19 protein-coding genes are annotated in these 21,335 nt (G+C 71.3%); 5 read left to right on the forward strand and 14 right to left on the reverse strand.

What is annotated here, in order from left to right; translation table 11 throughout:
• Nucleotides 1-121 precede the first annotated feature (121 nt).
• Together OGH68_RS21320 and OGH68_RS21325 are read left to right on the forward strand one after the other, a co-directional pair.
• Nucleotides 122-1,060 carry an ABC transporter ATP-binding protein gene (locus OGH68_RS21320; RefSeq protein WP_264246335.1) on the forward strand — a complete coding sequence of 313 codons (939 nt, stop codon included), beginning with the start codon at nucleotides 122-124 and terminating at the stop codon, nucleotides 1,058-1,060.
• Complete coding sequence (locus tag OGH68_RS21325; RefSeq protein ID WP_264246337.1) at nucleotides 1,047-1,937, forward strand: ABC transporter permease; 891 nt, start codon at nucleotides 1,047-1,049, stop codon at nucleotides 1,935-1,937. Before OGH68_RS21320 ends, OGH68_RS21325 begins: the two co-directional genes overlap by 14 nt.
• A gap of 77 nt (nucleotides 1,938-2,014) precedes the next feature.
• On the opposite strand, the gene OGH68_RS21330 is transcribed toward OGH68_RS21325, so the two are convergent.
• The 7 genes from OGH68_RS21330 to OGH68_RS21360 form a co-directional block, all read right to left on the reverse strand.
• Complete coding sequence (locus OGH68_RS21330) at nucleotides 2,015-2,713, reverse strand: vWA domain-containing protein (protein ID WP_264246339.1); 699 nt, start codon at nucleotides 2,711-2,713, stop codon at nucleotides 2,015-2,017.
• 32 nt (nucleotides 2,714-2,745) lie between these two features.
• Complete coding sequence (locus OGH68_RS21335) at nucleotides 2,746-4,077, reverse strand: hypothetical protein (RefSeq protein ID WP_264246341.1); 1,332 nt, start codon at nucleotides 4,075-4,077, stop codon at nucleotides 2,746-2,748.
• Between the two features lie 32 nt (nucleotides 4,078-4,109).
• The gene (locus tag OGH68_RS21340) at nucleotides 4,110-5,150 is read right to left on the reverse strand and encodes a protein phosphatase 2C domain-containing protein (RefSeq protein WP_264246343.1); all 1,041 of its coding nucleotides are present in this window, start codon (nucleotides 5,148-5,150) and stop codon (nucleotides 4,110-4,112) included.
• Nucleotides 5,151-5,554: 404 nt separating this feature from the next.
• Nucleotides 5,555-6,931, reverse strand: coding sequence for a hypothetical protein (locus OGH68_RS21345; protein WP_264246346.1), 1,377 nt, complete (start codon nucleotides 6,929-6,931; stop codon nucleotides 5,555-5,557).
• A complete protein-coding gene (locus OGH68_RS21350; protein WP_264246348.1) occupies nucleotides 6,928-9,117 on the reverse strand; it encodes a hypothetical protein in 2,190 nt (729 codons plus the stop codon). Before OGH68_RS21350 ends, OGH68_RS21345 begins: the two co-directional genes overlap by 4 nt.
• Nucleotides 9,117-9,989 carry a hypothetical protein gene (locus OGH68_RS21355; RefSeq protein ID WP_264246350.1) on the reverse strand — a complete coding sequence of 291 codons (873 nt, stop codon included), beginning with the start codon at nucleotides 9,987-9,989 and terminating at the stop codon, nucleotides 9,117-9,119. Before OGH68_RS21355 ends, OGH68_RS21350 begins: the two co-directional genes overlap by 1 nt.
• A gap of 146 nt (nucleotides 9,990-10,135) precedes the next feature.
• Nucleotides 10,136-10,825 carry a Crp/Fnr family transcriptional regulator gene (locus OGH68_RS21360; protein WP_264246352.1) on the reverse strand — a complete coding sequence of 230 codons (690 nt, stop codon included), beginning with the start codon at nucleotides 10,823-10,825 and terminating at the stop codon, nucleotides 10,136-10,138.
• A 230-nt stretch (nucleotides 10,826-11,055) separates the two neighbouring features.
• Between OGH68_RS21360 and OGH68_RS21365 the strand changes: the two genes are divergently transcribed.
• Nucleotides 11,056-11,562: a Pycsar system effector family protein gene (locus tag OGH68_RS21365; RefSeq protein ID WP_264246354.1), complete on the forward strand. Its 507-nt coding sequence runs from the start codon at nucleotides 11,056-11,058 to the stop codon at nucleotides 11,560-11,562.
• Nucleotides 11,563-11,620: 58 nt separating this feature from the next.
• Here the strand turns inward: OGH68_RS21365 and OGH68_RS21370 are convergent, their stop codons facing one another.
• Together OGH68_RS21370 and OGH68_RS21375 are read right to left on the reverse strand one after the other, a co-directional pair.
• Complete coding sequence (locus OGH68_RS21370; RefSeq protein ID WP_264246356.1) at nucleotides 11,621-12,949, reverse strand: M28 family metallopeptidase; 1,329 nt, start codon at nucleotides 12,947-12,949, stop codon at nucleotides 11,621-11,623.
• Nucleotides 12,950-13,142: 193 nt separating this feature from the next.
• A complete protein-coding gene (locus OGH68_RS21375; protein WP_264246358.1) occupies nucleotides 13,143-13,592 on the reverse strand; it encodes a VOC family protein in 450 nt (149 codons plus the stop codon).
• Between OGH68_RS21375 and OGH68_RS21380 the strand changes: the two genes are divergently transcribed.
• Both OGH68_RS21380 and OGH68_RS21385 read left to right on the forward strand, forming a co-directional pair.
• On the forward strand, nucleotides 13,591-14,247 hold the full coding sequence (locus OGH68_RS21380; RefSeq protein ID WP_264246361.1) for a CGNR zinc finger domain-containing protein: 657 nt from the start codon (nucleotides 13,591-13,593) through the stop codon (nucleotides 14,245-14,247). The genes OGH68_RS21375 and OGH68_RS21380 overlap by 2 nt on opposite strands.
• A gap of 95 nt (nucleotides 14,248-14,342) precedes the next feature.
• The gene (locus OGH68_RS21385; RefSeq protein ID WP_264246363.1) at nucleotides 14,343-14,705 is read left to right on the forward strand and encodes a DUF6401 family natural product biosynthesis protein; all 363 of its coding nucleotides are present in this window, start codon (nucleotides 14,343-14,345) and stop codon (nucleotides 14,703-14,705) included.
• A gap of 24 nt (nucleotides 14,706-14,729) precedes the next feature.
• On the opposite strand, the gene OGH68_RS21390 is transcribed toward OGH68_RS21385, so the two are convergent.
• The 5 genes from OGH68_RS21390 to OGH68_RS21410 all read right to left on the reverse strand — a co-directional run bounded on the left by OGH68_RS21390 (nucleotide 14,730) and on the right by OGH68_RS21410 (nucleotide 21,329).
• The gene (locus OGH68_RS21390; RefSeq protein ID WP_264246365.1) at nucleotides 14,730-15,638 is read right to left on the reverse strand and encodes a mechanosensitive ion channel family protein; all 909 of its coding nucleotides are present in this window, start codon (nucleotides 15,636-15,638) and stop codon (nucleotides 14,730-14,732) included.
• Nucleotides 15,639-16,207: 569 nt separating this feature from the next.
• Entirely contained in the window at nucleotides 16,208-17,260 is a 1,053-nt protein-coding gene (gene rarD / locus OGH68_RS21395; RefSeq protein WP_264246366.1) for an EamA family transporter RarD, read from the reverse strand.
• A 157-nt stretch (nucleotides 17,261-17,417) separates the two neighbouring features.
• Nucleotides 17,418-18,467 carry a 2-oxoacid:ferredoxin oxidoreductase subunit beta gene (locus tag OGH68_RS21400; protein WP_264246368.1) on the reverse strand — a complete coding sequence of 350 codons (1,050 nt, stop codon included), beginning with the start codon at nucleotides 18,465-18,467 and terminating at the stop codon, nucleotides 17,418-17,420.
• A complete protein-coding gene (locus OGH68_RS21405) occupies nucleotides 18,460-20,406 on the reverse strand; it encodes a 2-oxoacid:acceptor oxidoreductase subunit alpha (RefSeq protein WP_264246370.1) in 1,947 nt (648 codons plus the stop codon). The genes OGH68_RS21400 and OGH68_RS21405 overlap by 8 nt, the downstream gene beginning before the upstream one ends.
• Before the next feature lie 263 nt (nucleotides 20,407-20,669).
• Nucleotides 20,670-21,329 carry a response regulator transcription factor gene (locus OGH68_RS21410; RefSeq protein ID WP_319020276.1) on the reverse strand — a complete coding sequence of 220 codons (660 nt, stop codon included), beginning with the start codon at nucleotides 21,327-21,329 and terminating at the stop codon, nucleotides 20,670-20,672.
• Nucleotides 21,330-21,335 lie beyond the last annotated feature (6 nt).

Below are 21,335 nucleotides of genomic sequence, written 5' to 3' on the forward strand. Positions count from 1 at the left end.
GGTGCCGAAAGGGAGAACGCGCGGAGGTCCCGAGGAACGAGGGACCGAGCACGATCGACCGTCGGCACTCGCACAAAGCGCCCCGGAGGCGAACCGAGCCCCAAAAAGGAGGGAGAGCCCGGTGACCGCCGTCATCGAGACCCACGGCCTCACCAAGCGCTACCGGGGCGGACAACCGGCCGTCGACCGGCTCGACCTCAGCGTGCCGCCCGGCAGCGTCTACGGGTTCCTCGGGCCGAACGGGTCGGGCAAGACGACCACCATCCGCATGCTGATGGGTCTCATCGAGCCCACCGCCGGCCGCGCCACCGTCCTCGGCCGCCCCATGCCCCGCTCCGCGGGCACCGTCCTCCCGCACGTGGGCGCGCTGATCGAGGGCCCGGCGCTGTACGGGTTCCTCAGCGGCCGGGACAACCTGCTGCGCTACGACGCGGCCGACCCCACCGCCGACCCCCGCACCCGCCGGGCCCGGGTCGCGGCCGCGCTGGACCGGGTGGGGCTCACCCAGGCGGCGGGCAAGAAGACCAAGGCGTACTCCCTCGGCATGAAGCAGCGCCTCGGCCTGGCCGCCGCGCTGCTGCAGCCGAGGAAGCTGCTGGTGCTGGACGAGCCGACGAACGGTCTCGACCCGCAGGGCATGCGCGAGATCCGCGCCCTGGTGAGGGAACTGGCCGCGGACGGCTCCACGGTCTTCCTCTCCTCCCATCTGCTGGACGAGATCGAGCAGGTGTGCACGCACGCCGCGGTCATGGCCCAGGGACGGCTGATCACCCAGGGCCCGGTCGCGGACCTCGCCGCCGGCGCCCGGGGCGGGCTCACCGTCCTCACCCCGGACGCGGCCGACGCGGCCCGGATCCTCAAGGAACAGGGCCTGGTCGGGGTGAGCCACGAAGGGGACCGGGTGACCGGCGAACCCCCGGCGGACGAGACGGACCTGGCCCGGCTCAACGCCGCCCTGGTCCACGGCGGAGTGCGGGTACGGGGCTTCGGCGTGGAACGCGCCTCGCTGGAGGACGCGTTCGTGGCGCTGACCGGGGAGGGCTTCGATGTCGCAGGCTGAGACGGCGGCGCCGGTCGCCCCGCGCACCCGCGGACCGCTGCGCTCGCTCGGACTGTTCCGCTCCGAGCTGACGCTGACCTTCCGCCGCTGGCGCACGCTCGCCCTGCTCGGCGTGCTGGCGGCCGTACCGGTCCTGATCGGTGTCGCCGTCAGGATCGAGACGAGCGGCGGCGGCACGGTCGGCGGCCCGGGCGAGGGCGGCACCGGGCCGGCCTTCGTCACCCAGATCACCAACAACGGACTGTTCCTGGTGTTCGCGGCCCTCGCCGCGACGCTGCCCGTCTTCCTGCCGATGGCGGTCGGTGTCGTCGCCGGGGACTCCGTCGCCGGCGAGGCGAACGCCGGCACACTGCGCTATCTGCTGGTCGCCCCGGCCGGACGGACCAGGCTGCTGCTGGCCAAGTTCACCGCCGTCTGCGCCTTCTGCCTGGTCGCGACCCTGGTCGTGGCCCTGTCGGCACTCGCCGTGGGGACGCTGTTCTTCCCGCTGGGCGATGTCACGACGATCTCCGGCGTCCCGGTGCCGTTCACGGAAGGGCTCTGGCGCGCCCTGCTGATCGCGGCGGTCGTCGCCGGGTCACTGGTGGGCCTGGCGGCCGTCGGACTGTTCGTGTCGACCCTCACGACCAGCGGCATCGCGGCGATGGCGACCACCGTGGGACTGCTGATCACCGTGCAGATCCTGGACACGATCCCGCAGTTGGACGCCGTCCACCCCTATCTCTTCCCGCACTACTGGCTGTCCTTCGCGGACCTGATGCGCGAGCCGCTCCTGTGGGACGAGGTCCTGCGGAACCTGGGCCTGCAGGCCGTGTACGCGGCGGTGTTCGGCTCTGCGGCCTGGGCCCGCTTCACCACGAAGGACATCACCGCGTAGGGCGTCGGGCCCGAGGAGGGGCCGCATGCGCGCGCAAGGGTGCCCGCGCATGCGGTGCCCGGTGCCGGCTCGCGACGTCAGCCCACGAAATCCAGCGGTAGGGTCCGGTACCCCTTGACCTCCTCAGGGACCTGGAGGCTCTGCACGCGGGCGGACGCCACCAACGAGTTCAGCAGGCTGCTCATGGCCTCGGACAGCGCCGCCCCGGTGTGCTCCCCGTTGTCCTCCGCGATGTAGGCCGCCGCCGTGGCGATGGTGCTCAGCACCGCCTCGCTCGCATCGCCGAAGCCGTACGTGATGATGTTCGGCCGGGGCTTCCAGGAACGGTCCTGCAGCGCGTCGAGGTCACGCTTCCAGGCACCCCGGGGCTCGTCGGTCGGAATGCCGTCGGTCAGCAGGAACACCACGGGGCGCAGCACTTCGGTGCCGGCCTCGGACAGAGTCCTGACATCCTCCGTGATCCGGGCGCGTACGAGTTCGAGCATCGGGCCGACGTTGGTCAAGCCCTCGCAGGAGACCGTGGGCAGGGTCTCCAGGGTCTCGATGTCCGTCATCGCGGTCACGACGTGCGGCTGGGTGTTGAAGGAGATCACCGACAGGTGGATGAACTCCGACAGCTGCGGACTGGTGTAGAGGGTGTCGTAGATCTTCAGCAGGGTTGCGTTGAGCAGTTGCTCGTGGCGCTTCATCGACCCCGATGTGTCCAGTACCAGATAGGTCGGAAGCCCCTTCGCCTTGAAACCGGTCGACGAGGCCTCCGGGCCGTACTCGCTCATGGTGTCTCCGTAAGTTGTCAGGCGGCCTGGGATCAGACCCAGCCGAGGACGAAGTGGGTGATGCAGTACAAGGCGGCGATCAGGGCCGCCAGGGCCGCGAGGACCTTCGATGCGGACACGCCCTTGCCGGGTCGCGTGCGCCGGGCAGGCGTCGGCCGTGCGGCGGCCGCCGCCGCACGGGAGCGCGGCGCGCCGGGGCGGGCCGCTGCCCGGGACAGGCCGCGCCCCGGCGTGATGGCGGATCGCCGAACCGTCGTGGCCGTCGGTTCGGGTTCCGGAGCCGGCGGCGCGGGCGACGCCGGCGGTGCGGGTGGTCGTGGGGCACTCCGGCCCGGCGCCGTTGTGCGTGCGGCGAGCCGGCCCCGGAGATCGACCTTTCCCGTTACATTGGCGGCTCCGCCACCGGCCGTGTCGGAGCCGGACGCGGGCTTGCGGGCCGCCTTGGTCGGCCCGACCTTGATCCCGCCGGTGACATTGCTCGACGGGGCTCGCGGGGAGGGCGCGGGCGTGCCCGGGTGCGCGGCGGTGGTGTCGCGGGTCCGGCGAAGCGCCGCGAGCAACTGTTCCGGGTCCGGCCGGTCGGTTTCGCGGGTGGCCTTCAGGGCTTCTCCGAGCGCGTCCGTGAACGCGTCGGAACCTGTGGTGGCAACCAGCTCGCGGTGCGCGGCCAAGGGGTCCTGCCGGACAGCGGTGAGGCAGCGTACCGCCATCACGGCGAGCTTGTAGCGGTCGCTGTGGACGGTCAGCCGCCGAGACCGGTCCGGGAACAGCGGGTCCTGCCAGCCGTACGACTCGACCCAGTCCCTGGTGCCGATGCCACAGGAATCCATGTCGATGACGAAGACCTGGCCGGTGCGGTGGTTCCAGAGCGTGTTGCGGTACGACCAGTCCGCGTACACGAGGTCGTGGCGCGCGAACAGCGCACCGGCTTCCAGAAGTTCGCGCACCGCCCGGATGCGCACGCCGGTGTCGGGCGGCCGGAGCCCGGCAGCCTCGCACTTGGCCGGGGCGGAGGCCAGCCAGTCCAGCTCGAGTGGTGCCGAGTCCTGTCGGCCGGACGGCGCCTTGAGCCGGGCGTAGAACGGGTCCGGTGCCTTCGCCATCACCACGCCGACGAGGTCGGGGCCGTCGTGGATGCGCGTCGTGGGCCAGGAAAGGGAACGGTCGACCAACGCCTGGTCGTCCTGTGACATAACGGTCGGCAGATAGACGAGGCGCTGCAGATCCGAGGAACGCTCCGCTCCGGCTGGCTGCTTGTAGATCTTGGCGAGCCAGCCGGGGTGGCCCGCGATCTCGTAGACCAGCCGGGACTCGCCGTTGTCCCGGGCGATCACCGTGTCCTGCGGGACATCGCCGATCTCCACCCGGGAACGGAATGGGCTGTCGGACCAGGTCCTCACGCGGGTCGCCCCCTGTCCCCGCACCAGACCACGACGGCCGTACGGTCGTCGTGCATCTGGACCTGATCGAAACCGACCTGACCCAGGAACGTCCCGAGAGCCGGCGGGCGGGCCCACCGTTCGGCGAACCAGCGCCGCGCCTCGGGTCCGGCTGCCAGGGCGTCGCCGACTCCGTCGGTTGTCACCGCCAGCGCGCAGTCGGCCTCGAGTTCTGCGATCCCCCACGAGACACCGTCGGGGCGGTGCGGCAGGTAGTCGGAGACGGCCGACGGGTCGAACCCGCCCTTCTCCTCGCCGATGAGCCGCTCCCATCGGCCCTGGCACAGCCGCCAGGCACTCACATCGGCGATCGCGGCGAGCCACACCCTGCGCCGGCCGTTCTCGTGCGGCAGCGCGGGCACCACCGCGGCGACGGCGACGGCCCGCACCTGGTCGGCGTCCCAGTTGCGCTGGCCGGCCACCGCGTCCATCTGCCCGGCAGCGGCGAGGAACGCCTCGCGGTGGTCGAGCCGCTCCAGCGGGGTTCCGGAGTCCAGTGCCGTACGCAGTGAGTTGACCAGCGCCGACACGGCCACTTGCGCGCCGACGTCCGAGTGCGCGCTGTCCGACATGCCGTCCGCCACGGCGATCACCAGGTGGTGACCGGCCCGGTCCCTGCCGATGCGGTAGGCGTCCTGTCGCGGTTTCCCCTGCCCCCGGTGGCCGGGGCCGATCACGGACCCGGCCCTGACCACGAGCCCGCCGAGCACGGCCTCGTCCGCCGCCAGCCCGTGCGGGGCCGGTTCGGCGGGCAGCAGCCATGGCGCCCGGGAAGCCCGGGAGGACTTCAGCAGCACGGGTGGGCCGTCATCCTCCGGAGCGACGGACAGGGGCGGCCCGTCGGGTGCCGGCTGCTCGCCGGCCGGCCCGCCGGGCGACAGCTGCCGCGGTGCGGCGCCGTGCCGGGCGCCCGGCCCCTCGGTGTGCCGAACGGCACCGAGCGGGGCGGACCCGTGCGCGACGGGGTGCAGGTCCGGCGGTTCGTACGGGACGGGCACACGTTGGGCACCCTCCTCTCCGTACCGGTCGGTGGCCTCGCCCTGAGGTCCGACTCGTGGAGCGGCAGGACCGGAGCCGTCTCCGTGCCGGTCGTTCTGCCCGGGTGGCCGGGGCGGGCCTGGTGCCCGGGCCTCGCCCCGCCAGTGCTCCTGGAGCTTTTCCGGCACATCCGGGCGCAGATGCCGCCAGCAGAATCCCGTCACCGCACCGGTGGTCAGGGCTGTGACGCCGAGACCTTTCCATCCGAACAAGAGGCTCCCCCCCGAAAGGAACAGAGTGCTCACCACGACGAAGGTCAGCGTCAGCCGCCGACGGCGGGAAAGGCGGCCCGTGCCCGGACGGGCGCCACCGTCCGTCGGCTCCCACGGCGGATCCGTGGCGCGGTGCTGGCCCTGATGCGACCTCACGAGGCCGCCCCCGGCCCGCTCTGCCCGCCACCCCGGCCGCTGCGGCGACGCCCGACCAGGGTCGCTCCGGTGACGTTGGCGGAGCCGCCGCTCGCGGCCGCACCCCCGCCGGAGCCGTCGCCCGGCGGGGACGGTTTCGTCGAGGACCCCGGTGAACTCGCCGCACCGCCCTGCACGGGAGCGTTCTGCTCGGTACCGGCCGCCCCGTCCGGACCGGCCGTCGCCGGTGTCACCTGCGTCGGCACCGCGGGCGGTTCACCCGCAGGAGATGCCGAGCCGGGGCGGCGGCGGGGGCGGGGCGGCGGCGTCGCGCCGGTCGGCGGGACCACCATGCCCGCCACAACGGCGGGCTGTGTGGGCTGCGCCGCCTGCACCGCCGGGCCTGTTCCGGCCGAAGGCCCTGTCTGCACAGTCGTTACGGGCCCCGCACCCGGCGGGAGCTGGGCGGCGGGTGCGGGGGACGTCCCCGCGGCCGGAGCGGGCAGCGTGGCGGTGCCGCCGGTCCCGTGACCGAAGAGCTGTGTCGGCCGCTGCATCTCGTGCCAAAGATGCTGCGCCTCCGCCGGCTGGATCATGCCTGCTCCGACCAGGTCCCGCAGCATCTGGGCCTTCTGCTCGACCGCCACGTCGTGCCGGTTGCCGAGTTCCGACATGATCTCGTGCAGCTTCGAAGGGTCCTGTGCGATCAGGTGCAGCAGCAGCCCGCCTTCGCCGCGGGCCGCCGACAGCAGCACCTCCTCGCGCTTGGCCTGGAGCTCGGCCTCCACGCTCTGCGTGGTGAGCGCGACATCGCGTTCGGCCACGGCGATCTGGGTGTCGAACTCCCTCTGCTTGAGTGCCCGGAGATGCTCCGAGGCGTGGCTGTCGAGATAGACCCGGACGACGAGCGTGTCCACGGTGAGCCCGACCGGCAGCCGATGTGACCGGTCGCACACGGAGGTACGGACGTAGTCGGCGAACTCCTGGAGCCGTTCGATGCCGTACGCGGCGGCGTGCGGCCACAGCAGGTCCCGCATGGCGACACACACGGCGGAGTGTCCCTCGGCAACCGACCGGATGCCCCGGCGGATCACCTCCGCGGCGTCGGTGACCCGCCACCGGGCCTCGAACGAGGCCTGGAAGGGAAATCCGCCGGTGCCGCTGGGCAGCTGCTCCGACCAGCCGACCGTACGGTCCACGAGGTCGACCTCGTAACGGAACCGATAGCGGAGCGACCCGAACGCAGTCGGCTTGCGGGGCAGTTCGACGAGAGCACCGTCCTCGGTGCTGAACAGCAGGGCCTGGCCAGGGCGCACGGGGCCGCCGCGGTCGCCCATGCTCACCGGCGTCGGTCCGGTGAAGAGTTGTTGCTCGGGGGTTCGGGGTTCGGTCACGGCGTGCCGCTCCTTCCGTCGAGATGGGTGAGGACGTGGTGTCCGGACCGCGGCGCGCCGCGACCCTCGGTGCCGCTGACCCAGGACGCGGCCAGATGGCGAACGATCAATTCCGTCCGCCGATCGGTGGCGGTGACTTGGAGCAGGGCAGCCAGGGCGGCACGCCCACGGGCGTCGGGCTCGACAAGGACCGCCCAGTCGGTGAGCACCTCGTGTGCGACGGTGTAGCTGACAGCCGAATTGACCGTCTGGCGCCACAGCGACGCGATCTCCGCGCGCTGCGTCCCGTCCCGCTCGGTGGCGGTGAGGAGGGCCGGCCAGAGCCGTGGCTCGGTGGCGGTCCCGCCGGTGTCGTACGGGCCGGTTCGTGCCTCCGGCGAGTCGATCAGGTCACCGGCCGCGTAGAGAAAGGCCAGTTCACCCACTGCCCTGCGCAGGGTGCCGTGCATGCCGGTGACGGCCCACTGGTCGAGCAGGTCGAGGGCGTCCGACCGGTAGCGGCCGCCATCCAGGGCCATGTACTCGGTGAGGCTGCGGCACAGCGCCTCGACGACGGGGACCTCTTCGATTCCGGCGAGGTGGTGCAGCCAGGCCCATGCCTGCTCGTCGCCGTCGTGCTCGAAGACCACCCGCCAGGCACGCGCGGCCGTGGCCTGCAGTTGCGCCGACGCGGTGCCGGCGGACCAGGCGACCACCAGGTTGTAGGCGGCGGCGGCGTGCCCCGACTCCTTCGCGGCGACGCCCAGGGCGATCGCGGCGGCGTCACGCAGCTCGGCGTCCTTGTCGCCGGCCCACGGCTGCAGGATCCGGGCCCGTACCGTCTCGAAGCCGTGCCGCGCCAGCACACCCGCGGCGACGGCGGCCCGTACCCCGACGGTGGGGAGCACGCCGGCCGCCGAGTCGCGCAGCCAGCCGGGCAGTGCCTCGCGGATCTCGTCGTACTCGCTCCAGATGTGTTCGAGTACCTTCACGGCGAGGCCGGGGTCCCGGAAGCGGACGACCTTGCCGCGTGCGCCACCGTGCCGGGTGGCGACCTCGGAGTCGACCAGGGTGCCGTGGACGGCGTCGAGCCGGGCGGTCCTGGTGCCGATGAGCTTGACGCCCCTTGCCCGTACGGGATTGTCGGGGCTCTCCGCGACCTGCAGTCGTTCCTCCAGGTCGCGGGCGAGGCCGGCGACGATCTCGTACGCCTCGCCGCCGAACACCGCGATTCCGATGGCGAGGCACTGCTGGGGCAGGTCCTCCATGTTCTGCAGCCAGTGGGCGACGGCCCGTTCACCCTGCAATGCCTTGCGTTCACGTGCCTGGGCGGCGACCCGGTCGTCCGTGACGGCACCGGCGGCCTCGGCGAGGGCACGGCCCAGGTCGGCCGCGGTGCCCGCCCCGCCTCCGTCGAGCTCTTCCCGCAGCAGCTCGCGTACGTCCCGCCGGGCCAGCAGCCGGCGGCTGCGCGCCGCGGCGGCAACACCGAGCCGCCAGCCCATGTGGGCCGCGACGATCTGCTCGCTTGCGGATGATCCGGGAACCTCTACGACGTGCTGCCGTACGCGGGGATCGGCGAACTGGACGCCGACCGTGGCGGTGAGAACCAGTCGGCAGTCGCATGCACGCAGCTCGGCGTCCAGCCGGCTCAGTTCGAACGGGGTCAGTGCGTCAGCGGCGCGCTGGGTGAGGCCGGCGAGTACGTAGCCGGCGCCACGCCGCAGATCGGCTTTCTCGATCCGGGCGAGATCGGCGGCGGGGTCGAGCAGATGGAGCGTGCGATGACCGGCCCGGTGGAGGCCGGCGCGAGCCGTGGCCTCCTTGCCCGTGCCCGGCCGCCCTCTGAGGACGGTGACGGTGCGGGCCTGTATCTCCCGGACCAGGGACTCGAAACCGTCCGGCGCCACGAACGCCTCTCGCACCTCGTCCAGCTCCTCGGCCGTCAGCCGGTAGGAGCGCAGCCCCGTGGTGCCGGGAGCCATGTTGAAGACATAGCTGTCGCCGCCGAAGACCTGGTCGGCCGAGACGCGCAGGCCGCTGACGGCGTCGCGCTCGACGTCGAGGCGCTCCCCGGAGGCGCCGCGCACACCGCGCAGGGCCGACATGCCCTCGCGCAGGCCCTGCCGGGGGTCGGGTGCGACGTGCCCGTCGGGGGCGGGCTCGGCTGCGGGGCCCGGAGCAGCGCCTTGCGGTTCCTCGGCCATCAGGCACCTGCCTTCGGCCTGCGGTCGGGGTCCTCGGGGTCGTCCGGTTCGGCGCTCCAGCGAAAGTGCTGCGTACCGTGCACCACCTGGTCACCGGCGAAGACCTGCCCGACGCGGTCGAACACGGCGCCTGCGAAGGGCCCGGAACCGTCAGCGCCCGAACGGTTCGGGGCAGTATCCGGGCCGGGTGCCGTCCGACCGGCCGCCACCGGACCCGGTGCCGCACGACCGGAGGGGGCCGCCGGCCCGGCGGGCGGCGCGGTCTCCGCCTCCGTCAGACCAGGCGGGGCGTCGTATCCGGGCACCCGGATCCAGGCGGACGCCCCTTGAATTTCCTTGGCGTCGAAGGGGACGCGGCGGAACGTCTCGCTCGCCACCGAGGGATCGTCGTGCCGGACGATCTGGCGGTGCCAGTCCGCGGAGACAGCTAGCGCGAGCCCGGCACGGGTACCGGAGGCGAGTGCTGTGCGGAGCGGGGCGATGTCCACCAGACGGCATGCGGTGTTGAGTTCCTCGCCCGCCCATCCGCGACCGTCCCCTGCGACGTCGCCCTGGTGCAGCGCGACTCGCAGCCGGAGGGCACCTTCCTCGCTGCTGGTCCTGGCGTGCTCCCTCAGCCGGTGGTTGAGGACCTCGACGAATCGTCCGGTGAGATCGGTTCGGTCGACAGTGCCCGGAAGGAGCCAGAAAAAGCCATCTCCGCGGTCGGAGGGCCGAGGCGTGCTGCGGTGATCGACACCCGCTTCTGTGAACGCCGATTCGGTGAGTGTGTAGAGCCTTTCCCGCAGCCAGAGTTGCAGAGGATTGGCACGGCTGCCGAATTCCGCAATGTCGACGACGAGTATGGAGTAGTACTGGGATTTGGGTCTCAATTGGATTCGTCCTTCCGCGCGGTGCGACGTCGTGGACCACCGTCCCCGTGGCCGGTGGTCCACGGCGTCCGATGTCATGGGTATCCGGGGGCCGGGATCCGCACCGCGTCAGATGACGCGTTCGGCGGCGAGAACGGGGTCCGGGGTCACTCCTCGGCCCAGCGCCGTACGCCGGTGAGGTCGAGGACGCACGTACGGCCACGCCTGGTGGTGACCAGTCCGGCTGCGTGCATCGCACGCAACGAACGCACCACGGACTCGCGCGACACACCTGCGGCGCCCGCGAGTTCCTGTTGGTTCATCCGCACCTCGAGCGCGCCGGCCGGTTCGTCGACGGCCACGCCGTGCCGTACGGCGGTGTCCAGCAGGACACGGGCGAGCATGGAGCGGGAGGACCGGGCGCCCTGTTCCGTACGCAGGCTGTCCGAGTCCCTGAGCCGGGCCACTACGCTGCGCAGGACAGCCAAAGTGAGCGTTGCGTGATGCTCGAGAAGGCGGAGGAACGCCTCACCGCCGACGACCACCCCCGAGAGGTGCTCGAGAGCGGTCACCGTCGCGGAGCGCTCCGTGCTGTCGAGACAGGAGAGTTCGCCGACGAGTTCACCGGGGCCCCGCAGAGCGAGCACGCTGGTGTAGCCGTTGTCGGACTCGGCGGTGACCTTGGCGAGTCCGCTCAGTATGAGGACGATGTGGTCCGGCCGGCCGCCCTCGCGCATCAGGGAGTCGCCGCGCTCCCAGGTGCGGAGCCGGCCGGCGCTGCGGAAGAGCAGCAGTTCGTCGGGGGTGAAGGGCTCGTACGCCGCATGGCGGTCATTCGCAGATTTCTCCCCTGGCACGAAAGGCCTCCCCCGTAACCCTTGTCCGCGGCCGAATCAGTCTATGCGGCAGGTGAGTTGCTGTGTGTCGAATGCGGCAGACGGTCTCGTCGGGAGCGGGATAGAACCGGAGAAGAAGCAGTGGCGCCACCATGGAGGAACGCATGTCCGATTCCTTAGCGCATTCTTCGCCCATACGATCGAATACTGCGGACGGGGTGCCTCCCGCCCCTTCGCAACACGGTGCGCGTGTGCCGGACGGGGCCGACCGGTACGGCCAGGAGACAGCGTGGCGCATTCATGCTGCCCTCCTCGACTGGACGGGAAAGGTCGATGGCAAGGCCGCTTTCGCCTTGACCGTCGAATCCGCGGCTCTCGCGCTGGCGGCCGCCCTCCACTCCGGAGCACGCCCGTCGCCCGGTGACCTGCCGACCGGCCTCTCGGCCCTTCTGGCAGTGGGGGCAACGCTGTTGGGGGCCGCCGCACTGCTTGCCGTTCTCGCGGTCGTGCCCCGCATGAGGGTCGACCGGGCCGCCCGCCATCCCACCCCTGATTTCATCTACTTCGGTCATATTCGCGTGCTGGAGCCGGAGGAGTTGGCGCGGGTGCTGCGTACCGCCGACCCGCTGCCGGCGCTCAGCCGGCAGCTGGTCACGATGTCCAGGATCGCCTGGTACAAGCATCGTTGCACCCAGGCGTCCCTGGTGCTGGCCGCAGTCGGGCTGGTGGCGGTCGCACTCGTAGGGGCGGTCGTCTGACATCGCAAAGCCCGCCGTCGGCTCCCTCCGGGAACCGACGGCGGGGCGGGGAGCACGCCTAGAAGGTCAGCCTCCAGCTGTCGATGTAGCCCGTGTCGTAGCGCGCCACGTCCTGGACGCGCAGCTTCCAGGCGCCGTTCGCCGGCTCGGCCGAGGCGTCCACCGTGTAGGTGGTGATCACGTTGTCCGCGGAGTCGCTTCCGCTCGAGTTCTTCAGCCGGTACGCGGTGCCGTCCGGGGCCACCAGGTCCACGACGAGGTCGCCGCGCCAGGTGTGCTTGATGTCCACGCCGACCTTGAGCGCGGCGGGCGCGTTGCCGCTGCGGCCGGAGACCGTCACCGTGGAGGTGACGGCGGCCCCGGCGTCGGGGATCGCGACGTCGGTGGTGTTCTCGTAGAGCTCGCCGGGCGGTTCGGTCGTGCCCGCGGACAGCGTCCATATCGCGTGGGCGACGGCGTCGCTGTTGCGGTCCAGGGCGGTGTCGTTGATGTTCGACGTGGTGTCGCACGACGAGTGGTAGCAGCGGTCGAACGCCTGGCCTGCCGTGCCGCCCCACTTCTGGGCCTGGGCGCTGGTCTTCGTACGACTGGCGCCGGTGAAAAGACCGCCGACCGGTATGCCGGCGTTCTTGAACGACGCGTGGTCGGAGCGGCCGTCGCCCTCGGTCTCGATCTCGGTGGGGACACCGAGCCCGGAGAAGTAGTTCTTGAAGGTCTGCTCGATCACCGGGTCGTCGTCGTAGACGAAGTAACCCGGGTTGGGCGAGCCGATCATGTCGAAGTTCAGATAGCCGGCGATCCGCGAACGCTCCGTGGAGGAGAGGTTGTTGACGTAGTACTTCGAGCCGACCAGACCGAGTTCCTCCGCGCCCCACCAGCCGAAGCGCAGATGCTTCGCGGGCTGCAACTGGGCGCGGGAGACGGCGAGTGCCGCCTCCAGTACGGCCGCGGAGCCCGAGCCGTTGTCGTTGATGCCGGCGCCGGAGCTCACCGAGTCGAGGTGGGCGCCGGCCATCACCGTCTGGTTCACGTCGCCGCCCGGCCAGTCGGCTGTCAGGTTGTAGCCGGTGGTGCCGTTGTAGGTGAACTGCTGTACGGAGGTGGTGAATCCGGCCGCGTCCAGCTCGGCCTTCACGTAGTCGATCGAGGCCTTGTAGCCGGGACGGCCGTGGGCGCGGTTGCCGCCGTTGGAGCCGGCGATGGACTGGAACCGGTCGAGGTGGGCCTTGACGTTGGCGAGCGGTATGTCGGGTGCGGCGAGCGCGGACGCCGGCGCCGGTGGCGCTCCGGCCGGGGCGGCCGACGCCGCGGGCGCGGCGGTCGCGAGCAGCCCGGCCAGGGCGAGCGCGGCGACCGCGGGGACACGTCTGGGAACGGAGAGTTTCATGTGGGGGCTCCGGATTCCGTACGGGGACAGGACGGAACGTGCGTGAACGCCCCGGGACGGCTGATCCCGGGGCGCTGGAGCTGAAAGTCGAACGTGACGCGTGTGCGCGTGCGTTGTGCGTGCTGATGTTCGAGGACGGCCTGATGTGGCGTCAAGGGCGGAAATCGGTCACGGGCGTTCGTATTGCGGATGCCTACTGCACGCAGAACTCATTGCCCTCCGGGTCGGTCATCACGACCCATTGGCCACCCTGCTCGCTCACCTGCCGCAGCTGCGAGGCCCCCAGCCCCTCCAGCCTGGCGGTCTCGGCGTCCCGCTGTCCCGGTTCGGCGTGCAGGTCGATGTGGAGCCGGTTCTTCACCGTCTTCGGCTCCGGCACCTGTTGGAAGAGCAGCCTGCGTCCGAGCCCCATGCCGCTCAGCTCGTCGTGGGGGTCGTCCGGATGCCGGACCCCGGCCAGATCGCGCCACGCCCGTCGGCCGTGCGACTCGACCGTGGCCTCGCCCTGCACCGTACCTTGGGCGAGGAGCTGCTCGATGAGAGGACTGTGGTCCTCGACGACGTAGCCGAGTGCCGCTGCCCAGAAGTCGGCCTGGGCGTGCGGATCAGTGGCGTCGATCACGAGCTTCCAGTGCATCGTCATGGAAACCACTTATACTGGTTACGTGACGAAGAGCGCAACGGACACGCCCGGCCTGCTGCTGGAACCGCCTTCGGGCGGCTCCTTCCGCTTCGACCCCGGCGCCCTGTGCCTGGAGCTGCTGACCACCGGAGGCCCCGGACGGTTGGCCGCGTACGAGGTGTTGCACGACCCCGCCGCACTGCTGCGGTGGGTGGCGGACAGTCGGCTGTCCGCGGGCCTGCAACTGGACGCGGACGACGCGGGCGTGGCCGGAGCCCGGGTGTTGCGCCACGCCCTGTGGCGCATGGCCGCGGCCAGGGCGCACGGCGGCGACACGGACCCGGCCGACGTGGCCGTGGTCAACGAGGCGGCGGCGGCGCCGCCGCTGGCGGCCCGTATCGGCGCGGACGGATCCAGGCAGTGGGCGCCGGGCGGCGCCACGGTGACTCAACTGCTCTCGACCGTGGCCCGGGATGCCGTGGACCTCTTCACCGGACCTCACGCGCACCGCATCCGCGAATGCGGCTCACACGACTGCGGACTGCTCTTCGTCGACACCTCGCGTCCCGGCCGCCGCCGCTGGTGCTCGATGGAGCGGTGCGGCAACCGCAACAAGGTGCGGGCGCACCGCGCCCGCCTCCCGGGCGGCGAAGGCGGCGAAGGCGGCGAAGGATGACCGGTTCGAGGAGGCCGGTGACCACCCGGCCAACCGGACCGGTTTGCGACAGATGTCACGTCTTCGGGGCACTCTTCCGCACTTACGGTGTAGGGATGGACGCACTGCCCCACAGCGGGCCGCCCGGCTGCCCGCTGGTCGGCGTGGCCGCCACGTACATGCCCCGGCTCTCGGAGTTCTCCTTCGAGCCGGGGCTTGTCGCGGCCGTCGACCAGCACGCGGCGGCCGTGCGCGACGCTCTCGTACCGCTGGTGCCCGCTCCGCGCCGCCCCGGCCGGGCTCCCCGCCAGGAGCCGTACGGCATGGTGCGGCGCGAGGATCTCGCGGACTATGTGCTGGGGTTCACCGACTGGCTGTCGGAGACCGACTGGACGGAACCGGTCGGCCACGACTTCGCGACGCTGCGGCTCACCGCCGTCTGCTGGCTGATCCGCGAGCACGATCTGCTCGCCGACTGACGCCTCTGCGCAGCGCGCCAGGCCTCACATGGGGTCGCGGCCGTTGCCCAGCGGCGGGCCCTCGTCCCGCCCCCAGCCCTCGTCCCGCCCCCGACCCGTGTCGCGTCCGCGGCCCATGTCGTGGCTGCCCATGTCGCGGCCCTGCTGCCCGCCTCGGCCCGTGTCCGGCCTGGTGGCCTGGCGCTCGGTCGCGGGCTGACCGGCGGCGGCGTCCGCACGGCCGCGCTGATAGGCGGAGCCGGTGTCCTTGGCACGGCCCGTCTCGGCCTCCGCCGTCGCGAGCCAGCGCTCCCACCGCTGCCGCATCGGCCCGATGAGGCCGCCGCCGACGCCGACGATCAGGATTCCGGCCATGGCGGCGAGTACCGCCCAGAGCACGGGACCGGTGACGGAGGTCGCGATCTGAGCCTGGCTGAGCGCGGCGATCGCGCCGAGCGCCACGATGAAGCCCCAGGCGATCGTGCCCAGCGTCCGGCCGTAGGACGTCCCGGCGAGAGCGCCCTGGATGATGTCGCGCACCGCGCGTGCGATGGCCATGGCCACGACGACGATGACACAGGCGACGATCGCCTTCGGGATCCACGAGACGGCCCCGTTGATCATGTTGCTGACCGGGTTGGGGCCGAACACCCCGAAGGCCAGTTGCAGGGCGATCAGCAGGATCGCGTAGTAGAGGATCTTGCTGATGATCCCGGTGGCGTCGTACTGCGAGTTTCTGAGGGTGTTCGAGATGCCACTGCGTTCCGACACCCGCTCGAAGCCGACCTTGCGCAGGAGCTTGTCGGCGACCTTGGCTATCGCCTTGGCGATGAACCAGCCGATGACCAGGATCGCCAGAAATGCGATGAACTTGGGGATGAACCTGGCCACGGCGGACCACGCGTCGCTGAAGCCTTGACCGAAGTCGACCGATAGCGCGAGGGGTTGCTGCATGAGGCACTCACTTCGCTCTGTGGACCACCTCGGACCGGGGGACCGGGGCCTGGACTTCCGGTGGTAACACCGGTCGACGAGCCCCGGCCTGCCCCGAGGGGCGGAGCTGGGCCGTACGGGTGGTTATTCGCGCCGGACGGGCGTGTCGAGCCCCGGAACGGCCCGGCGGCATGGTGAGCCTCGCGCACGCGGGACGGAGGCTCCTCGGCGGTACCGCGCGCCGTGCCGCCGCGCTGCAGCCGGGGCGTCTCCCGGCAGGGCGCCGTGCCGGGGGAGCGCTTGCGGGGGACGTGTCTCGGCCGTCGAGGAGCGATTGAGGGGCGGGCGGACCGGCGGTCGTACGGGGGACGGGAGTACCGGCGTCAGTGCGGGGGTGGGGCTGCCGCCGGCCGTAGGAGGGAGGGGCCGGTGTGCGGCACGGGTTCGGGCTGGGCGGGTTCGTGCCTGGCGTGCAGGTCGGCATGGGAGCCGGGCTGGGCCGGGTTCGCGCCCGGCGTCCGCGGTCGGGCCGTCGGGTCGGCTCTGCGGTCCGGCCCGGTCGCGGGCCGGACTCGCGGCCGGCGTGGTCGTCAGGCCGTCGGCCCGGCCTCCTGCCCGGTGCGCAATGTGCCCGCGACCGGCTCCGTCGCGACGGTCCCCGTCTGCGCCACGGGCCCGGTCTGCGACGCCGCCGCGGCCGCGGCCGGGTGTGCGCCCGAGGCCGTCGCCAGGGCCGCCAGTCGCAGGGCATCAGCCTTGTTGCGGCGCGCCGTGCGCAGTGCGTCCCAGGTCAGACAGGTCAGCGCCAGCCACACCAGCGCGAAGCCCGCCCACCGTTCCGCGGGCATCGCCTCGTGGAAGTAGAGGATGCCGAGCAGGAACTGGAACACCGGGGCCAGGTACTGCAGCAGCCCCAGCGTGGAGAGCGGCACCCGTATCGCCGCCGCGCCGAAGCAGACCAGCGGCACGGCCGTCACCAGGCCGGTCGCGGCGAGCAGTGCCGCGTGTCCGGCCCCGTGCGCGCCGAACGTGCCGGTGCCGTCCGAGCCCAGCCAGACCAGGAACGCCAGCGCGGGGAGGAACTGGATGGCGGTCTCGGCGGCCAGCGACTCCAGGCCGCCGATGTTGACCTTCTTCTTCACCAGCCCGTACGTGGCGAACGAGAACGCGAGCGTCAGCGAGATCCACGGCGGCTGCCCGTAGCCGATGGCCAGCACCAGAACCGCGGCGAAGCCGATGCCGACGGCCGCCCACTGCGCCGGGCGGAGCCGTTCCTTCAGGAGCAGCACGCCCATCGCGATGGTGACCAGCGGATTGATGAAGTAGCCGAGTGACGCCTCGACGACGTGGCCCGAGTTCACGGACCAGATGTAGACGCCCCAGTTGACGGTGATCACCGTGGCGGCGAGGGCGACGAGACCCAGCTTGCCTGGCTGGCGTACCAATTCACGCACCCAGCCCCAGCGCCTGAGCGCCAGGAGTGCGACGGCCACGATCGCCAGGGACCAGACCATCCGGTGGGCGAGGATCTCGACGGCACCGGACGGCTTGAGCAGCGGCCAGAAAAGAGGGACCAGACCCCACATTCCGTAGGCACCGATCCCGTACAGCAACCCGGCCCGCTGTTCCTTCTCCGACTTCACTGACCCTCCTGCCCCTGCGCGCGCGTCCCCTCAAGGTACGCCCGGCACGGGCCCGGTGTCATGCCCGTTTCGCCATACGGTCATGACGGATCATGGACGGCCCCGGACAGCGGTGAGGGGAGGCCGGAGCCTCCCCTCACCGCGTGCGCCACGGGTCTCAGCCGACGACCGTCCAGGTGTCGTTGCCGGCGAGCAGCGCGGCGAGATCCCCCTTGCCGTCCCGCTCGACCGCCGTATCGAGCTGGTCGGCCATGAGCGTGTCGTAGACGGGGCGCTCGACGCTGCGCAGCACACCGATGGGGGTGTGGTGCAGGGTGTCGGCGTCGGCCAGCCGGGAGAGCGCGAAGGCCGTGGTCGGGGACGTGGAGTGCGCGTCGTGGACCAGGACGCGCGATTCGTTGTCCGCAGTGACCTCGACGACCTCGAGGTCACCGGTGGACGGGTCGCGCACGACGCCCTTCTCGCCCTGTGCGCCGAAGCGGATCGGCTGCCCGTGCTCGAGCCGGATGACGGCCTCCTGCGCCTTGTCCTTGTCCTTGAGGACCTCGAAGGCGCCGTCGTTGAAGATGTTGCAGTTCTGGTAGATCTCCACGAGCGCCGTGCCCGCGTGGTCGGCGGCCTGGCGCAGCACCTCGGTGAGGTGCTTGCGGTCGGAGTCGACGGTACGGGCGACGAACGAGGCCTCGGCGCCCAGCGCCAGCGACACCGGGTTGAAGGGCGCGTCGAGGGAGCCCATCGGCGTCGACTTGGTGATCTTGCCGACTTCGGAGGTGGGGCTGTACTGGCCCTTGGTGAGTCCGTAGATGCGGTTGTTGAACAGCAGGATCTTCAGGTTCACATTGCGGCGCAGCGCGTGGATCAGGTGGTTGCCGCCGATGGACAGCGCGTCGCCGTCACCCGTGACGACCCACACCGACAGGTCGCGTCTCGACGAGGCGAGCCCCGTCGCGATGGCGGGCGCACGGCCGTGGATGGAGTGCATCCCGTAGGTGTTCATGTAGTACGGGAAACGGGACGAGCAGCCGATGCCCGAGACGAAGACGATGTTCTCCTTCGCCAGCCCCAGTTCGGGCATGAAGCCCTGCACGGCGGCGAGCACGGCGTAGTCGCCGCAGCCCGGGCACCAGCGCACTTCCTGGTCGGACTTGAAGTCCTTCATCGACTGCTCGGCCTCGGCCTTGGGCACGAGCCCCAGTGCCTCACTCATCGATGGCCTCCTTGAGAGCGTCCGCGAGCTGCTCCGCCTTGAACGGCATGCCGTTGACCTGGTTGAACGACCGTGCGTCGACCAGGTACCGCGCCCGGATCAGGGTGGCGAGCTGGCCGAGGTTCATCTCGGGCACGACGACCTTGTCGTACTGCTCGAGCACCGTCCCCAGGTTCTTCGGGAACGGGTTGAGGTGGCGCAGATGGGCCTGGGCGATGGGGATGCCGGCGGCGCGGAGCCGGCGTACGGCCGCGGTGATCGGCCCGTACGTGGAACCCCAGCCGAGGACGAGGGTGCGCGCCCGGTCCGGGTCGTCGACGGCGATCTCCGGCACCTCGATGCCGTCGATCTTGGCCTGGCGGGTGCGGACCATGAAGTCGTGGTTGGCCGGGTCGTAGGAGATGTTGCCCGTGCCGTCCTGCTTCTCGATGCCGCCGATACGGTGCTCGAGGCCCGGGGTGCCCGGCACCGCCCAGGGCCGCGCCAGGGTCTGCGGGTCACGCTTGTAGGGCCAGAACACCTCGGTGCCGTCGGCCAGTTCGTGGTTGGGTCCGGTCGCGAACTGCACCCGCAGGTCGGGCAGCTCGTCGATGTCCGGGATCCGCCACGGCTCCGAGCCGTTGGCGAGGTAGCCGTCGGACAGCAGGAACACCGGCGTGCGGTAGGTCAGCGCGATCCTCGCCGCGTCGAGGGCGGCGTCGAAGCAGTCCGCCGGGGTGCGCGGGGCCACGACCGGCACGGGCGCCTCGCCGTTGCGGCCGTACATGGCCTGCAGCAGGTCCGCCTGCTCCGTCTTGGTCGGCAGGCCGGTCGACGGGCCGCCGCGCTGGATGTCGACCACCAGCAGCGGCAGCTCGAGCGAGACCGCCAGCCCGACGGTCTCCGACTTGAGCGCCACACCGGGGCCGGAGGTCGTCGTGACGGCGAGAGAGCCCCCGAACGCGGCGCCGAGCGCCGCGCCGATCCCGGCGATCTCGTCCTCGGCCTGGAAGGTCCGCACGCCGAAGTTCTTGTGCTTCGACAACTCGTGCAGGATGTCGGAGGCCGGGGTGATCGGGTACGACCCCAGGTAGAGCGGCAGGTCCGCCTGCTTGCTCGCCGCGATCAGGCCGTACGAGAGGGCCAGGTTCCCGGAGATGTTGCGGTACGTGCCCGTCGGGAAGGCCGTGCTCGCCGGGGCGACCTCGTAGGAGACCGCGAAGTCCTCGGTCGTCTCGCCGAAGTTCCACCCGGCCCGGAAGGCTGCGATGTTCGCCTCGGCGATGTTCGGCTTCTTCGCGAACTTCTGCCGCAGGAAGCTCTCCGTGCCCTCCGTGGGCCGGTGGTACATCCAGCTCAGCAGCCCCAGCGCGAACATGTTCTTGCTGCGCCCGGCCTCCTTGCGGGACAGGCCGAAGTCCTTGAGCGCCTCGATCGTCAGCGTCGTCAGCGGCACCGGATGGACGCGATAGCCGTCCAGCGACCCGTCCTCCAGCGGGGAGGTCTCGTAGCCGACCTTCGCCATGGCGCGCTTGGCGAACTCGTCGGTGTTGACGATGATCTCGCCGCCGCGCGGTACATCGGCGATGTTCGCCTTCAGGGCCGCCGGGTTCATCGCGACCAGCACGTTCGGTGCGTCACCAGGGGTGAGGATGTCGTGGTCGGCGAAGTGCAACTGGAAGCTGGAGACGCCCGGCAGGGTGCCGGCGGGCGCCCGGATCTCGGCGGGGAAGTTCGGAAGCGTGGAGAGGTCGTTGCCGAACGACGCCGTCTCCGAGGTGAACCTGTCACCCGTGAGCTGCATACCGTCACCGGAGTCACCCGCGAAGCGGATGATCACCCGGTCCAGACGGCGGATCTCCTTCTCGCCGGCGCGCCTGCGCTGCTCACCGACGAGGGCCTCATCGGCCCCGTTGACCTCATCGGCCTCTTCGGCCGGGCTGCTGACCTGGCTGGTCACTGAACTGGACCTCCCTCGAGGCGGTTCCTCGGGCCCGACCGGCCGACCGGCCGACCCACTGGCCACCCTACGACCGTAAGGGTCGCCTTCCTCGGACCGCTCACATGTCGGACCTCATTTTGGGACGCGGAAACGCCCCGGTTTGTCGCGCTTCTCCCTGGCCCCGGGCTTTCCGGGGCGACGTGCGCCGCTCATTCTTTGGTCCTAGGCCGGCCGAGGGCCGACCGCGTGACGGCGTGCCGTCGGACGTACCCGCCGGACGCTCACGAATTGAGATACGTCAGCACCGCGAGCACCCGCCGGTGGTCCCCCTCGCTGGGGGAGAGCCCGAGCTTCAGGAAGATGTTGCTGACATGCTTCTCCACCGCCCCGTCGCTCACGACGAGCTGCTTCGCGATCGCCGAGTTCGTACGGCCCTCGGCCATCAGACCGAGTACCTCGCGCTCACGTGGCGTGAGCCCGGCCAGCACGTCCTGCTTGCGGCTGCGGCCCAGCAGCTGCGCCACGACCTCCGGGTCCAGGGCCGTACCGCCCTGCGCGACGCGCACCACGGCGTCCACGAATTCCCGCACCTCTGCTACCCGGTCCTTGAGCAGATAGCCCACCCCCCGGCTGCTGCCGGCCAGCAGTTCCGTGGCGTACTGCTCCTCCACGTACTGCGACAGGACCAGCACCCCGACGCCGGGATGCTCCTGGCGCAGCTGCACCGCCGCCCGCACCCCTTCGTCCGTGTGCGTCGGTGGCATCCGCACGTCCGCGACCACGACGTCCGGCAGCGCGTCCTGCGACGCCAGGTCGCCGATCGTCTTGATCAGCGCCACGGCGTCCCCCACGCCGGCGACCACGTCGTGCCCGCGGTCGGTCAGCAGCCGGGTCAGGCCCTCCCGAAGCAGTACGGAATCCTCGGCGATGACCACCCGCACCCTGTC

This window comes from Streptomyces peucetius (assembly GCF_025854275.1).
Taxonomy (GTDB): Bacteria; Actinomycetota; Actinomycetes; order Streptomycetales; family Streptomycetaceae; genus Streptomyces; species Streptomyces peucetius_A.

Coding starts and splice junctions, on each gene's coding strand:
- OGH68_RS21325 (WP_264246337.1), top strand. CDS start 1,047: ATGTCGCAGGCTGAGACGGCGGCGCCGGTCGCCCCGCGCACCCGCGGA.
- OGH68_RS21330 (WP_264246339.1), bottom strand. CDS start 2,713: ATGAGCGAGTACGGCCCGGAGGCCTCGTCGACCGGTTTCAAGGCGAAG.
- OGH68_RS21350 (WP_264246348.1), bottom strand. CDS start 9,117: ATGGCCGAGGAACCGCAAGGCGCTGCTCCGGGCCCCGCAGCCGAGCCC.
- OGH68_RS21370 (WP_264246356.1), bottom strand. CDS start 12,949: ATGAAACTCTCCGTTCCCAGACGTGTCCCCGCGGTCGCCGCGCTCGCC.
- OGH68_RS21380 (WP_264246361.1), top strand. CDS start 13,591: ATGGAAACCACTTATACTGGTTACGTGACGAAGAGCGCAACGGACACG.
- OGH68_RS21375 (WP_264246358.1), bottom strand. CDS start 13,592: ATGACGATGCACTGGAAGCTCGTGATCGACGCCACTGATCCGCACGCC.
- OGH68_RS21385 (WP_264246363.1), top strand. CDS start 14,343: ATGGACGCACTGCCCCACAGCGGGCCGCCCGGCTGCCCGCTGGTCGGC.
- OGH68_RS21390 (WP_264246365.1), bottom strand. CDS start 15,638: ATGCAGCAACCCCTCGCGCTATCGGTCGACTTCGGTCAAGGCTTCAGC.
- OGH68_RS21400 (WP_264246368.1), bottom strand. CDS start 18,467: ATGAGTGAGGCACTGGGGCTCGTGCCCAAGGCCGAGGCCGAGCAGTCG.